Here is a 14,105-nt window from a genome sequence, read left to right as displayed (position 1 = left end):
AAAAGACCCTTGTATTCCTTCCTGGTGGATTGTCTTTACGACTATGCAAATGTTGCGGTGCTGGGGCTGTTTGCCGGTTGCGTGTGGTATGCCTGGCAGACGGTGTTCGGCCCAAAAACGGCGCCCTGGTTCAGCCTGGCCCAGCAGCTGACAACTCCGCGCATTCTGTTTGGCGACTGGCTGAGCGGCCGGCGGCTGAGCATCGGCTCCTGGCTGTTTACTCTGGCTGCCGTTGTGTACCAGTTCGAAATCTTTTTTGCGAACAGCCTGTATCGCTATCGCATTCCCTGGCTGTTTGACTACGGTACCATGGTGCTGGATCATATTCTGGCGCTCTGCCTGCTGGGCAAGATTCTGCTGTGCACCCGTTACGACGGGCGGCAGCTGGCGGTGGCTTTCGGAACACTGTTCGTGATCCGCTGGGTGTTTATGAACAACCATGAAAAGTGGATGCTTCTGGCGCTTCTGTTCGCACTGGCGGCAAAGGATGTGCCGCTGCGCCGTGCGCTGAAGGCAGTGTTCACAGTGGGAGCGGCAAGTGTGGCTGTGGTGGCAGTCAGCTCTCTGCTGGGCGTGATCAACACCGTGCAGGAGCTGGGAACCGGCCGATATCGAAACAGTTTTGGTTATGGATGGTACAATTTCTTCGGTGCCTGCCTGCTGGGGCTGGCCGTGATGTATGTGTGCCTGCGCGGCATCAAACGGCTGAAATGGTTCGATTTTGCGTTGCTGGCGGCAGTTACGCTGCTGTGCAATTTCGGGCCGGACAGTCGGGCGGCTACCATGTGCCTCTGCGTTCTGATGGTGGCTGCCCTGGTGGTACGGATCTGGCCGGTGGTGCTTCGGCCGCTGCCGGTGCGTATTCTGCTTGCCGCTGCCCCGGTGCTGGCGTTTGCCGCCAGCATGATTCTGGCATTTCTCTGGAATCCGGACAACCCGGTGCTGGCCATGCTGGACCGGCTGCTCAGCACCCGCATCTCGCTGGGCTGGGAAGCTTTGCAGACGATGCCCTTCGCCATTGCAGGGCAGATGCCTGCGGATGGCATGCTGGTGGATAACGCCTACCTGCATTACTGGCTGGTGGCCGGCCCGGTGGCAAGCGCTCTGATCTGGGGCGGGTTTGCTCTGCTGGTGTGGCGCCTGCTGAAGCAGGGCCATGCAACGGAAGCAATCTGCTGCCTGGTGATGATCTGTCACGGTACCATGGAGGGGCATGTGATCTGGGCTTGCGTCAATGTGACCATCTGGCTGCTGTGCGGCGTGATCTTCTGGCCGGAACGTCAGCCTTCCTTTTCCTGCGCGGAAGAAACCAAAAAAGGAAAAATTCATTCCAAAGGAGCCGTAACCTTATGAAACTTCTGATTGCGTCCGACCTGCATGGTTCGGCCTTTTACTGCGAAAAACTGATGGAGCGCATCCGGGAGGAACAGCCGGATCGCATTCTGCTGCTGGGTGACCTGTTATACCACGGCCCCCGCAATGACCTGCCCGAGGGCTATGCCCCCAAAAAGGTGATCCCCATGCTGAACGGCCTGAAGGAAAAAATCATTGCCGTGCGGGGCAACTGCGAGGCCGAGGTGGACCAGATGGTGCTGGAATTCCCGGTGATGGCGGATTATACCACCCTCTGGCTGGAGGAAGGCAAATGTCTGTTTGCCACCCATGGCCATAAGTTCAACCCGGAAAATCTGCCTCCCATGCCTGCCCACAGCGCCTTTGTGTTCGGACATGTGCATGTGAAGCATGCCGAGTGGCAGGGGGATACCCTGATTCTGAACCCGGGCAGCGTGTCCATTCCAAAGGACGGCTCCCACAGCTACATGATTTATGAAAACGGCCTGTTCACCACCAAGACCATCGACGGTCAGGTGCTGGGCAGCATTGCCTACTAAGGAGAGAATGCAATGAAAACCATCGCAAGCTTTACTGTGGACCACGACAAGCTGGAAAAGGGCATGTATGTGTCCCGGGTGGACGGAGATGTGATTACCTATGACATCCGTATGGTCAAGCCCAACGGGGGCGTCTACCTGCCCAACCCGGCCATGCACACCTTCGAGCATCTGTTTGCCACCTATGCGCGCAATTCCGCCTTCAGCGACCAGATCATTTATGTGGGCCCCATGGGCTGCCGCACCGGCTTTTATTTCCTCACCCGGGATGCCATGAGTGGGGAGCAGGCCATCGCTCTGGTGCGGGAATGCTTTGCCTTCATTGCCGCTTTTGAGGGTAAGATTCCCGGCAGCGAGCGCAAGGAATGCGGCAACTATCTGGAGCATGATCTGCCCGGTGCAAAGGCTGTGGCGGCGGATATGTGCCAGGTTCTGGAGCACTGGACCGAGCCCATGCTGCAGTATGACTATCAGGGCTGAACCTGTTTGAACAACAAGATTACAAAAGCAGCTGCGCAACAATTTGATTGTGCAGCTGCTTTTTTGTATGCTATACTAACTCTCGCAATGCGCGGTGCCCGGCACATAAGACCAATTGCCGGGCCCGCGCTGATTTTATGTTACAGGGTTAGTTCTGACTAACCTTCAGGACAATAAGGAGGTATTTTCATGCGATCCAATCGGATCACCGTGGCCCTCGCGGTGGCACTGGTGGTTTTGGCCGGGCTGTCGCTCTTTGTGGGGGTGATCGAGCTGGACCTGCAGGCTCTTTTGCGGGGAGACGGACATGCCTGGGAGATTTTTCTCCTTTCCCGTCTGCCCCGGCTGCTGGCCATTCTGTGTACCGGAGCGGGCATGAGCGTGGCAGGGCTGATCATGCAGCAGCTGTGCAGCAATAAATTTGTATCCCCCACCACGGGGGCTACCATCTCGTCGGCCCAGCTGGGCATTCTGCTGGCACTGCTGTTCTGGCCCGGCTCCACCTTGTGGGGCAGGGCGCTGCTGGCCTTTGCCGCAGCCATTGCAGGCACCTGGGCGTTTGTGTGGTTCATCCAGCGCATCCAGTTCAAGGATGCGGTGATGGTACCGCTGGTGGGCATCATGTTCAGCAATGTGATCGGCGGGGTAACCAGCTATCTGGCCTATCAGTATGAGATGACGCAGGCGCTGTCCTCCTGGCTGGTGGGGCATTTTTCGCTGGTCATCAAGGGCCGGTACGAGATCGTCTGGCTCACCGCACCGCTGATCCTGCTGGCCTTTGTGTTTGCCAATCACTTCAACATTGTGGGCCTTGGCCGGGACTTTTCCAAAAATCTTGGGGTGCCCTACAATCTGGTGCTGTTCATGGGGCTGAGCATCTCGGCCATGATCACTGCCAGCGTGGTGGTTGTGGTGGGCTCCATTTCCTACATCGGGCTGATTGTACCCAATCTGGTGGCCCTGTTCAAGGGGGATCAGATCCGGGGTACGCTGGCGGATACCGCTCTGTTCGGGGCCATCTTCGTGCTGGTGTGCGATATGCTGGGCCGGGTGATCATTGCCCCCTATGAGCTGCCCATCGAGCTGATTGTGGGCATTCTGGGCAGTGTGCTGTTTGTGGGATTGCTGTTCTACCGGCTGCGCAATGGCCGCAGGGCCATCCGCCTTACGGCTCCTTCGGCCGGCTGCTGCCCCATGCCCCGACTGAAGGAAGGAGGGCAGGCATGAATTCAACTGCTGTTCGCGCCAACCGGCGCAGACTGATGCTGCTGGCGGTGCTGGCGCTTTTATGCGCTGCGGGCTATCTGCTGGTGAATACCGACCCGGGCAACGCCAGACTGTTTGCCTATTCCATGAAGATCCGTGCCCCGAAGCTGGCGGCCATGGCGCTCACTGCGGTGTCCATCGGCGGAGCATCCATCGTGTTCCAGACCATTATCAACAACACCATCGTGACACCCTGTCTGCTGGGCATGAATACCCTGTATACCCTGATTCATACCGCGGTTGTGTTCTTTCTGGGCTCGTCCAGTATCGTGGCCTCCAACGCGAATCTGGCCTTCGGTGTGGATGTGATTCTCATGGGCATCACCGCCACCCTGCTGTATGGCTGGATCTTTCGCAAAACAAAGCACAATGTACTGTATGTGCTGCTGGTGGGCACGGTGCTCGCCTCCTTTTTCGGCAGCGTCCAGACCACCCTCACCCGGGTGATGGATCCAAATGAATACGACGCGCTGCTGAGCAGCCTGGTGGCCAGCTTCAGCAACATCAATTCCGAAATTCTGCTTTTTTCCGCCCTCTTGCTGGCGGGGGTGGCCTTTGCGCTGCGCCGCGAGCTGGCCCTGCTGGACGTGCTCACACTGGGCAAGGAGCAGGCCATCAATCTGGGCGTGGACTACGACCGCTGCATCCGCCGCCTGCTGCTGGGCGTTACCCTCTGCATCGCGGTGGCCACGGCCATGGTCGGGCCCATTTCCTTTCTGGGCCTGATCATCGCAAACCTCTCCCGCCAGCTGCTGCGCACCTATCGCCACAGCCAGCTGGTGGCTGGCTCGGCGCTGTTTGGTATGGCGGTGCTGGTGGGCGGCCAGCTGATTGTGGAGCAGGTGTATTCCTATGCCGTGCCGGTGAGCGTGTTCATCACCGTGGGCGGCGGTGTGTATTTTCTCTATCTGCTTGTGGCAAGAAAGAAGGTGTAACCCATGAAAATTCGTCAGCTGACAAAACGCTATCAGGGCAAAACCGTGGTGGACGGAGTGAGTTTTTCCATTCCGAAGGGGAAGGTGACCTCGCTGATCGGCCCCAATGGGGCGGGCAAATCCACCGTGATGAGCATGATCTCCCGCCTGATTGCGCAGGATGAAGGCCTTGTGGATCTGGACGGTACCGATGTGGGCCGCTGGAAAAGCCGGGAGCTGGCCCGGCGGCTGGCCATCCTCACCCAGTCCAACCATATTCAGATGAAGCTCACCGTGCGGGAGCTGGTGGCATTCGGGCGATTTCCCCACTCCGGCAGCCGCCTGACCGAAACCGACGAAGCGTTCGTGGACCGGGCCATCGCCTATATGGAGCTGGAGGAATTTCAGGATCGCTTTCTGGACGAGCTGTCCGGCGGGCAGCGGCAGCGGGCGCTGATCGCCATGGTGATCGCGCAGGATACCGAGTACATCCTGTTGGATGAGCCCACCAACAATCTGGACATCTACCACGCCACCAATCTGATGAAAACCGTGCGCCGCCTGTGTGACGAGCTGGGCAAAACCGTGATTCTGGTGCTGCACGAGATCAACTACGCGGCCTTCTATTCCGATTACATCTGTGCCTTCAAGGATGGCCGCATCGCCCGCTTCGGTTCGGTGGAAGAGGTGATCACCAGCGAGAACCTTTCCGCCATTTACGGGGTGGAATTCCAGATCCAGACCGTGAAAGGCAAGCCGCTGTCCATCTACTACTGACCGCGTTGTTTTTTTAAGACAAAAGATTCATTCAAAGGAGAAGTTCCCCATGAAAAAATATCTTTCTCTGGCCCTGGCCGGGCTGTTGGCCATTTCCATGACCGCCTGCGGCGGCATTGCGGCGGATCTTGCCGCCATGACATCCCCCAAAAGCGAAAGCACGGCTTCCGCTGCATCCGGATCCGAGGCTGTGCAGCAGGAGGTGACCATCCAGAGCCTGAACGGCAGCAAGCAGACGGTGGAACTCACCGTACCCTACGACCCTCAGCGGGTGGCGGTGCTGGACATGGCCAGCCTGGATATTCTGGATGCACTGGATCTGGGTGACCGGGTGGTGGGCAGCGCCGACACCAGCCTGGACTATCTGCAGAGCTATGTGACCGACGAGGCAGTGGCCAATCTGGGCACCATCAAGGAGGCGGATCTGGAAGCGGTGATGGCCTGCGAGCCGGATGTGATCTTTATCGGCGGCCGGCTGGCCTCCTCCTATGATGCACTGAGCGAGATTGCGCCGGTGGTGTATCTTTCCACGGATACCGAGCTGGGCGTGGTGGAAAGCGTGCGCAAAAATACCGAGACCATTGCATCCATCTTCGGCCGACAGGAGCAGGCCGGGCAGCTGATGACCGGATTTGATGCCCGGATCGAGGCGCTGCGGGTCTTCGCGGAAGGGAAAACCGCCATTGTGGGCATGGTGACCAGCGGCAGCTATAACGTGCTGGGCAACGACGGCCGCTGCTCCATCATCGGGCGGGAAATCGGCTTTGAGAATGTGGGGGTGGATGCGGCCATCGATACCTCCACCCACGGCAACGAGGCTTCCTTTGAGTTCCTGGTGGAGAAGGATCCCCAGTACATTTTTGTGATGGATCGGGATGCTGCCATCGGTACCGACGGTGCGAAGCTGGCTCAGGAGATTATGGACAATGAGCTGGTGAACAAGACCCAGGCGGCGCAGAATGGCCATGTGATCCATCTGGCAAGCCCGGCGGTGTGGTACACCGCCGAGGGCGGTGTTACCGCACTGGACCGGATGCTGAGCGACCTGGAAACCGGCCTTGGTGTGAATGCCTGAGCAAAAGCATAAAAAGAAAGCCCGCCCCGGGTGCGAAATCAATCGCACCCGGGGCGGGCTGTTTGTGTGCAAGAAAGAAAAATCATGCGGCACTGGCCTGGGCGAACCATTCCTCGTCCACCACAAGGCAATCTGCGGTGGAGCCCACCAGCGCATTGGTTACCAGATCCGCATTGTCTGCACCGTAGGTTTCCAGGTACTGGGTCTCGTAGGAGGTTTGCAGGCCCTGCAGCGCGGCCTCGATGCAGGGGAAGTAGAGCTTGAGTGCCTCCGGTTTGCAGTGCAGTCCGTCGTAGAACAGGCTTTCCGGCACACCGATCCGGCTGGCATGGTAGCTGCCGTAGAGGGGGATATTATGCTCCTGGGCGAAGCTGCGCAGCCAGGGCTCCACCTCAAAGAAGCCTTCAAAACCCTGCGGGTTGTTGTACACATGCTTGATGATGAAGGGGTGGTAAGGGGTAAGCAGGAACACCACGTTCACGTCCTTGCTCTGCACATAGCTGACGAAGCGCTCGAACAGATCCGTCCAGTAGGGGTCCATCTGGGAGAAGCCGTGCAGACCGTTCAGGGTGCCCGCCTGATCCAGCACCTCGGCCATCACCTGATCGTAATCCCAGTTGCGGAAATCCGCCTGATACAGCACGCTGCCGTCCGGCTCCTTCACGTTGTTGTCCAGTGAATCCAGATCGCCGCTCACCGGCTGGAAGGGAATGCTCTCGCCGTCCTCGGTGGTGGCCTCACCGGTGGCGCGCTGCTTCAAGGCGTATTTCACATTGCCCTGGAAGTAGGCCGGGTCGATCAGCGCCTTCCAGAGGGCCAGCTGATCCGGTTCCTCGTAATCGCTGGTAAGGCCCAGTGCCTTCTGCAAAAATTCACTGAACAGCTCGGTGTCCGCCTTTTTGTTCAGGTCGGCGGCGCTGTCTCCGTTGAAGAGCCAGGGATCCACCTCAATGATCAGGTTTTTGGGCAGCTTGCCCGCCTTGTCCAGCAGGTAGAAGCAGTTCATGATATCCATGGAAGAGGCGCCGCTCAGGCCCATGTTGAAAAAGCTGCCGCCCACCAGCTCCTGCCGCAGCTGCAGCACCCGGCTGGAGCCCAGAGCGATGGTATCCGGCACCTGATCCTCGGGCAGATTCTGTACATAGACTTCCAGCACCGCCCGTTCATCCATCTTGTCGTAGTTGGATACCGTCTCGCCTGCCAGCAGCATGTTGGCCACCTCGCGGGGGGCCAGCTCGCCCTGAAACAGGCCGCTGATGTCCACCTTATGGCTGAACCAGACCATGAACAGAAGAATGGGGATGAAAAAGCAGAATTTGATCAGGATTTCCAGCCCGGTGAAGAAACGGTACAGAAGGGTGCGGACGAAATTGCGCTTCTTTTTGCGCTTTGGTTGACTGGTCAAGATCGCCGCACCTCCTTAAAATTGCTGATAGATATAGGCCGACTGGCCGAACGCGCCGAAGAACAAAAGCAGCAGGCACAGCCCGTAGTACAGCGGCCAGCGCACGAAGGCCCGCTGGGTGCGAATCCACTGAGCCACCGGGCCGCGGGCCTCGATCAGCTCCACCACAAGGCTGCTGCCAACCAGCATGAGCAGGGTTCCGCCGCCCAGACCCAGCTTGGCAAAGCCGGCTGCCAGCTGGGCGGGGCCGGCCTGGCCCCAGCCTGCAAACAGGCCGGTGAACACTGCGCCAGCCTGCCCACCGTAAAGATCGGCGGCAAAGAACACGATGCAGGCAGTGAACAGCAGATACACGCAGCACCGCTGCCAGATTCCCTGCAGATGGGGAACCTTGTACAGCGGGTTTTTCTTGGCCCATTTGCGGCGCTTTTTGGCGGTGGCCTTGCCCACCACCATAAACAGGCCGTTCAGAATGCCCCAGATCACATAGCCGAGACTGGCGCCGTGCCACAGGCCGCTGATGGGGAAGATGATGAAGATGTTGAACCAGCCCTGAAGCTTGCCCAGGAAGCCTTCCGCGCCCCGGTTGTAGAAGGAGAGGGGGGTGAAGATGTAATCCTTGAACCAGTTGGTCAGGCTCATGTGCCACCGGTTCCACAGCTCGGTGTAGGTCTTGGCGGCAAAGGGCCGGTTGAAGTTTTCCAGCAGATCAAAGCCCAGCATCCGGGCCGCGCCGATGGCAATGTCGCAGCAGCCGGAGAAATCCATGTAGATCTGATAGCTGAACAGAAGGCTTGCCGCCAGCAGGTAAGGGCCGGTGTGCTGGTCCGGCGCGGAGTATACCGCCCGTACAAACACGCCGATGTTGTCGGCAATGACCATCTTTTTCACATAGCCCCACAGCACCCGGAACAAACCGCCCGCGATCCGGTCGTAATCGAACCGGCGGGGATGCTCAAACTGGGCCATCAGGTGATCCTTACGCTCGATGGGGCCGGTGAAGATGCAGGGAAAAAAGCTCACAAACAGCGCGTACTTCAGCGGGTTGCGCTCGGCTTTGGTCTGGTGCAGATACACATCGATCACATAGCCAAGGCTCTGGAAGGTGAAGTAGGAAAGCCCCAGCGGAGCAATCAGATCCAGATGGGGCGCTTTTCCGCCGAACAGGCCCATGATACCGCCCAGCAGCTCGCCGAAGAAGTTGAAGTACTTGAAGAAGAACAGAAACCCGCAGCACACTGCAAGCGAGACCACCAGAAACAGCCGCCTCGTGGCCTGCTGGGGGACGCTGTCCATGGCAAGGGCGCATACCCAGGTCACCACCGTAACGCTGATCAGAATGAACACCAGCCGGGCGTTTTCCGGCTTGTAAAGATAAAAGGCGTAGCTGGCGAGCAGCCACAGATAAGGCTTTGCGGCACGGGGCACGCAGTAGGTGAGCACCGCCACGCCCGCAAAAAAGCCCAGAAAGACCAATGTGTTAAAATCCATGCACACACCTCACACTGTGGTTGGAAATTCAGGTTCGCTGCCGCAAACAGCATTTATATACCCCGCACCGCGGCCGGGGCCGTTTTGAACGAACAGACGCAAAACTCGGCCGTTTGTTACCGGTCGGTGCGATGCAGCTGCTCCTCCAGCTGGCGCACCCGGTGTTCCAGCATGGCGTTTACCTGGGTCAGGCGCTTGAGCCGCTCGTTGTATTCGCTGACCACCGCGCACAGGATGAGCAGCACCAGCAGAACGAAGCAGAACAGCATGATGAACACCATGTTGGAGACCACTTCCACCTGCACAAGGCTGCGCAGGATCTTGGCCACCTCCGGCCATACAGCCAGCACCAGCATGCCGGCGCCCAGCCCCAGCCAGGGCAGGCTGAACCGCACACTGAGCCGGCCGTTTTTCACCATCACAAAGATGAGAATCAAGAATACAAGATCGCCCACCAAAAGCAGGCCTTGGAATACCGGGCTCATCCTTTTCCTCCTTTTTGAATGGCACTCAGCCGGTGGATGATGAGCGCCAGGCTGACCTTGATCATGTAATACACGCTCTTGAAGGCCCGGATGGACGATACGCCGCCCTGGCGTTCCTCCATGACCACCGGCACCTCGCCCACCTTGTAGCCGTTGCAGATGGCCGTTACAATGGCCTCCGGCTCCGGGTAATCCTGGGCGTAGTGCTGCGCGAACAGGGCCGTCATCCGCTTGCCGCAGGCCCGGTAGCCGCTGGTCACGTCCAGCACCCGCTGGCCGGTGAGAATCCGGATCATGAAGCTTAAAAAGCGGATGCCCACCCGCCGCATGAAGCTGGTCTGGAAGCCCTCTTTTTTGATGAAGCGGCTGCCGATGCACATATCCAGCCTGCCTTCGGCCACCGGGCGGATCACATCGTAAAGATATTGGGGGTCGTGCTGGCCGTCGCCGTCCATCTGAACGGTGATGTCATAATCGTGGGCAGTGGCGTACAGATAACCGCTCTGCACACCGCCGCCGATGCCCAGATTCAACGGCAGATCCAGATAGTTGTAGCCGTTTTCCCGCAGGATGCGGGCACTGTCGTCGGTGGAGCAGTCGTTCACCACCAGATAGTCCACATCCGGGCAGGTGGCCTTCAGCCGCTGCACCACCCGGCAGATGTTCTCCGACTCGTTGTAGCAGGGAATGATCACGAGTACCTTCAAGGGATTCACCTCAAACGTTTGTTTTTTCGGTTGGAAGCAAAAAATCTTCCAGCTGATCCAGCACCGCCCGGCGGCGGTAGTTGGTTTGGTACCAGGCAAAGGCCTTTTGACCGAGAGCGGCCCGCTCAGCCTCACCGGTCTGATACAGAGCCAGCATGTTTTTTGCCAGTGCGTCCGAATCCTCGGCCGGGCTGGCAAAGCCGCACCCGGCGGCCTCCACCGCCCGTGCGCCCTCGCCGTCCATGCCGGCAAGTAGCGGCTTTGCCGCCGCCATATAGCTGGCGATCTTGGCGGGCACCGTCATGCCCAGATCCGGGCTGGCGCTGAGAGAAGCCACAAGTCCGTGGGCCAGTGTGGTGTAGCGGGGCACATCCGCAGGCGGCACGCTGCCGGTGAACACCACCGTGTCCCGGGCGTTCAGCTCGTCCACCAGCGCTTCCAGCGCATTCCGGCTCATGCCGTCGCCCACCATCAGAAGCCGCAGGTTTTCCGCGCCCATGCTGCGGGCCTTCACCGCGGCTTTGATCACCGTGTCCAGGCTCTGGGCCGGGCTGAAATTGCCGGTGAACACCAGATTGAACCGGCCCGCATACCGCTCTGCCAGTTCCTTGTCCGGCTGGGGAACGGCATAAAAATCCTCGCAGTGCTGGGGGATTACCGCCACCCGGTCCGCGGGTTTTCCGGTGCGCTCCATCAGCCGCTTTTTCAGCGAGAGGCTCATGGCAATCAGCCTGTCCGCCCGCTTGTAGTGCCAGTCGCTCACCGCGCTGGCGATGCGGCGCAGAAAACCATTCTGCACCGGCAGCACGCTGTACAGGTTTTCCGGCCAGATGTCCAGCACATAGCTGGTGAAGGGGATGCGGTGCAGTTTTGCATACACAATGGCCGGGAAGTTCATCAGCACCGGGCTGGTGTTGTAGCAGAGCACAGCGTCGTAGGGGCCCTTCAGCCGCCACAGGCTGAACAAAGCGAAAAAGGGCCAGCTCACGTAATTCAAAAAGATCATGGCCCCGGAATTGCCCTTGCGGGGAATTTCCCCGGCCCGGAACACCCGGGCGCCTTTGTAATTCTCCCGGCGGGGACCGGTGTATCTGTAGCCGGAAAACCACTCGCCCCTGGGGTAGTTGGGCAGGCCGCACAGCACATCCACTTCCAGCCCGTCCTCCACAAAGCCCTCCACAATGTCGTTGATGCGGAAGGACTCCGGCCAGAAGTGCTGGCTCACCACTAAAATTCGTTTCACAGTGTCAACGCTCCTGTTTCGGGGCGGCTTAGTACTTGCGCCACACCATCTTGTTGACCACGCCCACATAGCTCTGGATGATCTTGACCACCTTGGTGGACACATCCTCCACATAGTTGGGCACGGGAATGCCGATGTCGCCATTGTCGTTCATGGCCACGGCGGTTTCCACCGCCTGCTCCACACCGCCGGCGGTGATGCCCGCCAGAATGAAGCAGCCCTTGTCCAGCGCTTCGGGGCGCTCGGTGGAAGTGCGGATGCACACCGCCGGGAAGGGCTTGCCGATGCTGGTGAAGAAGCTGGATTCCTCGGGCAGGGTGCCGGAATCGCTCACCACGCAGTAGGCGTTCATCTGCAGGTGGTTGTAATCGTGGAAACCCAGAGGCTCGTGCAGCCGCACCCGCTCATCCAGCTCAAAGCCCATGGCCTCCAGCCGCTTGCGGCTGCGGGGATGGCAGGAGTAGAGAATGGGCATGTTGTATTTCTCCGCCAGCGCGTTGATGGAAGTGAACAGGGCCACGAAGTTTTTCTCGGTGTCGATGTTCTCCTCCCGGTGGGCGCTGAGCAGCATGTACTTTTTGGGCTCCAGACCCAGCCGCTCCAGCACATTGGAGGCCTCGATCTGCTCCAGATTGGCACGCAGAACCTCGGCCATGGGACTGCCGGTCACATAGGTGCGCTCTTTGGCGGTGCCCTCGGCGTTCAGGTAGCGGCGGGCATGCTCGGAGTAGCACAGGTTCACGTCCGCGATGTGGTCCACGATGCGGCGGTTGGTCTCCTCGGGCAGGCACTCGTCGAAGCACCGGTTGCCCGCTTCCATGTGGAAGATGGGAATGTGCAGCCGCTTGGCGGAAATGGCGGACAGGCAGCTGTTGGTGTCGCCCAGAATCAGCAGGGCGTCCGGTTTCAGCTCCACCATCAGCTTGTAGCTCTTGGCGATGATGTTGCCGATGGTCTCGCCCAGATCCTCGCCCACCGCGTTCAGGTAGTGGTCTGGCGCACGCAGGCCCAGATCCTCAAAGAAGATGCCGTTCAGGGTATAGTCGTAGTTCTGGCCGGTGTGCACCAGAATCTGGTCGAAGTATTTGTCGCATTTTTTGATCACGGCGGCAAGGCGGATGATCTCCGGCCGGGTGCCCACGATGGTCATCAGTTTCAATTTGCTCATGAAAACGATCTCCTTATACAAGGCAAGCCCCGCGCCTTGTGCAGGCCGCGGGTTGCCGGAAAAAATTATACAGGCAGGAAGAAGGTGTCCGGGTGGTCGGGGTCAAATACCTCATTTGCCCACATCACGGTGACCATATCGTCCTCGCCCACATTCTCGATGTTGTGGGTGTAGCCGGTGGGAATATCCACCACCTCCAGCTTGTCGCCGGAGACGTGGTATTCAATCACTTCGGTGCTGTCCAGCGCACGGAAACGGATGACGCCGGTGCCCTTTACCACCAGAAATTTCTCGTTCTTGGAATGATGCCAGTGGTTGCCCTTCACGATGCCGGGCCTGGAAATATTGATGCTCACCTGACCGTGGGCCGGGGTGTGCAGAAATTCCGTGAAGCTGCCCCGGTTGTCGCAGTGCATGTTCAGCGGGTAGGAGAACCGGTCCGCGGGCAGGTAGGAAAGCCAGGTGGAGTAGAGCTTCTGCTCCAGGCTGCCGGGGGTCTGATCCGGCACGTCCAGCGTTTCGCGGTTTCTGGCAAAGCCCTCGATGGTCTCGGCCAGATGGCCCAGCGTGGTCTCATGCACCACCGGAACCACACAGTAGTCGCCCTCCCGGGTGCAGTTGCCGTCCAGCGCGGCCACAAAGCTGGCCACCACGTCGTCGATGTACACCAGCGGCAGCCGGTATTCCGGATCCCGCACCGAGAGGGGCAGGCCATTGGCGGAATTGTGGCAGAAGGTGGCCACCACGCTGTTGTAGTTGGGGCGGCACCACTTGCCGAATACGCCCGGCAGCCGGAACACATACACCGGCGCGCCGGTGGTCTGGCCATGGGCGAAGATGGCCTGTTCGGCCTGGGCCTTGCTTTTGCCGTAGTCGTTGTCCAGCGCGGCCTGGGTGCTGGAGGTCACCAGCACCGGGGCCTTGTTGCCCGCTTTGTCCAGCAGGGCGAGCAGGGTATCGGTCAGGCCCGCATTGCCCGCGTAGAACTCGCTGGGGTCCTTGGGGCGGTTGATGCCCGCCAGATGGAACACAAAGCCCGCTCTGGCGGCATAGTCCGCCAGCGTTTCGGGGGTGTCGTCCCGCTCAAAAAGCATCAGGTCGGTATAGCCGGCGGTTTTCAGGGTGGCCACCAGATTTTTGCCGATGAAGCCGCCCGCGCCGGTGATGAGAATAGGAGTGTTCAGTTCCATTGCAATGGCTCC

Annotated in this window: 14 protein-coding genes; 7 read left to right on the top strand and 7 right to left on the bottom strand. The window is 59.4% G+C overall.

Features of this window, described 5'->3' with window-relative positions:
• Positions 1 to 9: 9 nt before the first annotated feature.
• The 7 genes from EDD77_RS10035 to EDD77_RS10005 all read left to right on the top strand — a co-directional run bounded on the left by EDD77_RS10035 (position 10) and on the right by EDD77_RS10005 (position 6,404).
• A complete protein-coding gene (locus tag EDD77_RS10035; protein ID WP_058965360.1) occupies positions 10 to 1,353 on the top strand; it encodes a hypothetical protein in 1,344 nt (447 codons plus the stop codon).
• Positions 1,350 to 1,892 (top strand): phosphodiesterase, encoded by a 543-nt coding sequence (yfcE, locus tag EDD77_RS10030; RefSeq protein WP_058965361.1) that lies wholly within the window; start codon positions 1,350 to 1,352, stop codon positions 1,890 to 1,892. The genes EDD77_RS10035 and yfcE overlap by 4 nt, the downstream gene beginning before the upstream one ends.
• Positions 1,893 to 1,904: 12 nt before the next feature.
• Positions 1,905 to 2,372, top strand: coding sequence for an S-ribosylhomocysteine lyase (locus tag EDD77_RS10025; protein ID WP_058965362.1), 468 nt, complete (start codon positions 1,905 to 1,907; stop codon positions 2,370 to 2,372).
• Between the two features lie 189 nt (positions 2,373 to 2,561).
• Positions 2,562 to 3,599 carry an ABC transporter permease gene (locus tag EDD77_RS10020; RefSeq protein WP_058965363.1) on the top strand — a complete coding sequence of 346 codons (1,038 nt, stop codon included), beginning with the start codon at positions 2,562 to 2,564 and terminating at the stop codon, positions 3,597 to 3,599.
• Positions 3,596 to 4,573, top strand: coding sequence for an iron chelate uptake ABC transporter family permease subunit (locus EDD77_RS10015; protein WP_058965364.1), 978 nt, complete (start codon positions 3,596 to 3,598; stop codon positions 4,571 to 4,573). The genes EDD77_RS10020 and EDD77_RS10015 overlap by 4 nt, the downstream gene beginning before the upstream one ends.
• 3 nt (positions 4,574 to 4,576) lie before the next feature.
• Positions 4,577 to 5,329: an iron ABC transporter ATP-binding protein gene (locus EDD77_RS10010; protein WP_058965365.1), complete on the top strand. Its 753-nt coding sequence runs from the start codon at positions 4,577 to 4,579 to the stop codon at positions 5,327 to 5,329.
• 49 nt (positions 5,330 to 5,378) lie between these two features.
• Positions 5,379 to 6,404, top strand: coding sequence for a siderophore ABC transporter substrate-binding protein (locus tag EDD77_RS10005; protein ID WP_058965366.1), 1,026 nt, complete (start codon positions 5,379 to 5,381; stop codon positions 6,402 to 6,404).
• An 82-nt stretch (positions 6,405 to 6,486) separates the two neighbouring features.
• On the opposite strand, the gene EDD77_RS10000 is transcribed toward EDD77_RS10005, so the two are convergent.
• From EDD77_RS10000 to EDD77_RS09970, 7 genes are all read right to left on the bottom strand, one after another.
• Positions 6,487 to 7,809: a hypothetical protein gene (locus tag EDD77_RS10000; RefSeq protein ID WP_058965367.1), complete on the bottom strand. Its 1,323-nt coding sequence runs from the start codon at positions 7,807 to 7,809 to the stop codon at positions 6,487 to 6,489.
• A 15-nt stretch (positions 7,810 to 7,824) separates the two neighbouring features.
• The gene (locus EDD77_RS09995; RefSeq protein WP_058965368.1) at positions 7,825 to 9,300 is read right to left on the bottom strand and encodes an MBOAT family O-acyltransferase; all 1,476 of its coding nucleotides are present in this window, start codon (positions 9,298 to 9,300) and stop codon (positions 7,825 to 7,827) included.
• Positions 9,301 to 9,416: 116 nt separating this feature from the next.
• Positions 9,417 to 9,785: a DUF2304 domain-containing protein gene (locus EDD77_RS09990; protein WP_058965369.1), complete on the bottom strand. Its 369-nt coding sequence runs from the start codon at positions 9,783 to 9,785 to the stop codon at positions 9,417 to 9,419.
• Positions 9,782 to 10,492 (bottom strand): glycosyltransferase family 2 protein, encoded by a 711-nt coding sequence (locus EDD77_RS09985; RefSeq protein WP_058965954.1) that lies wholly within the window; start codon positions 10,490 to 10,492, stop codon positions 9,782 to 9,784. Before EDD77_RS09985 ends, EDD77_RS09990 begins: the two co-directional genes overlap by 4 nt.
• 10 nt (positions 10,493 to 10,502) lie before the next feature.
• Positions 10,503 to 11,735, bottom strand: a complete 1,233-nt coding sequence (locus EDD77_RS09980) for a glycosyltransferase family 4 protein (protein ID WP_243117493.1) — start codon at positions 11,733 to 11,735, stop codon at positions 10,503 to 10,505.
• Between the two features lie 28 nt (positions 11,736 to 11,763).
• The gene (gene wecB, locus EDD77_RS09975; protein WP_058965371.1) at positions 11,764 to 12,903 is read right to left on the bottom strand and encodes a non-hydrolyzing UDP-N-acetylglucosamine 2-epimerase; all 1,140 of its coding nucleotides are present in this window, start codon (positions 12,901 to 12,903) and stop codon (positions 11,764 to 11,766) included.
• Positions 12,904 to 12,968: 65 nt separating this feature from the next.
• Entirely contained in the window at positions 12,969 to 14,093 is a 1,125-nt protein-coding gene (locus EDD77_RS09970) for a polysaccharide biosynthesis C-terminal domain-containing protein (RefSeq protein WP_058965372.1), read from the bottom strand.
• Positions 14,094 to 14,105: the final 12 nt, after the last annotated feature.

Source organism: Allofournierella massiliensis, from assembly GCF_004345265.1.
Taxonomy (GTDB): domain Bacteria; phylum Bacillota; class Clostridia; order Oscillospirales; family Ruminococcaceae; genus Allofournierella; species Allofournierella massiliensis.
This window is presented reverse-complemented; position numbering and strand designations above follow the sequence as displayed.

Bases quoted from the DNA above. Each gene is read 5' to 3' on its own strand.
- yfcE (WP_058965361.1), top strand. From the start codon at position 1,350: ATGAAACTTCTGATTGCGTCCGACCTGCATGGTTCGGCCTTTTACTGC.
- EDD77_RS10025 (WP_058965362.1), top strand. From the start codon at position 1,905: ATGAAAACCATCGCAAGCTTTACTGTGGACCACGACAAGCTGGAAAAG.
- EDD77_RS10020 (WP_058965363.1), top strand. From the start codon at position 2,562: ATGCGATCCAATCGGATCACCGTGGCCCTCGCGGTGGCACTGGTGGTT.
- EDD77_RS10015 (WP_058965364.1), top strand. From the start codon at position 3,596: ATGAATTCAACTGCTGTTCGCGCCAACCGGCGCAGACTGATGCTGCTG.
- EDD77_RS10010 (WP_058965365.1), top strand. From the start codon at position 4,577: ATGAAAATTCGTCAGCTGACAAAACGCTATCAGGGCAAAACCGTGGTG.
- EDD77_RS10005 (WP_058965366.1), top strand. From the start codon at position 5,379: ATGAAAAAATATCTTTCTCTGGCCCTGGCCGGGCTGTTGGCCATTTCC.
- EDD77_RS09995 (WP_058965368.1), bottom strand. From the start codon at position 9,300: ATGGATTTTAACACATTGGTCTTTCTGGGCTTTTTTGCGGGCGTGGCG.
- EDD77_RS09990 (WP_058965369.1), bottom strand. From the start codon at position 9,785: ATGAGCCCGGTATTCCAAGGCCTGCTTTTGGTGGGCGATCTTGTATTC.
- wecB (WP_058965371.1), bottom strand. From the start codon at position 12,903: ATGAGCAAATTGAAACTGATGACCATCGTGGGCACCCGGCCGGAGATC.
- EDD77_RS09970 (WP_058965372.1), bottom strand. From the start codon at position 14,093: ATGGAACTGAACACTCCTATTCTCATCACCGGCGCGGGCGGCTTCATC.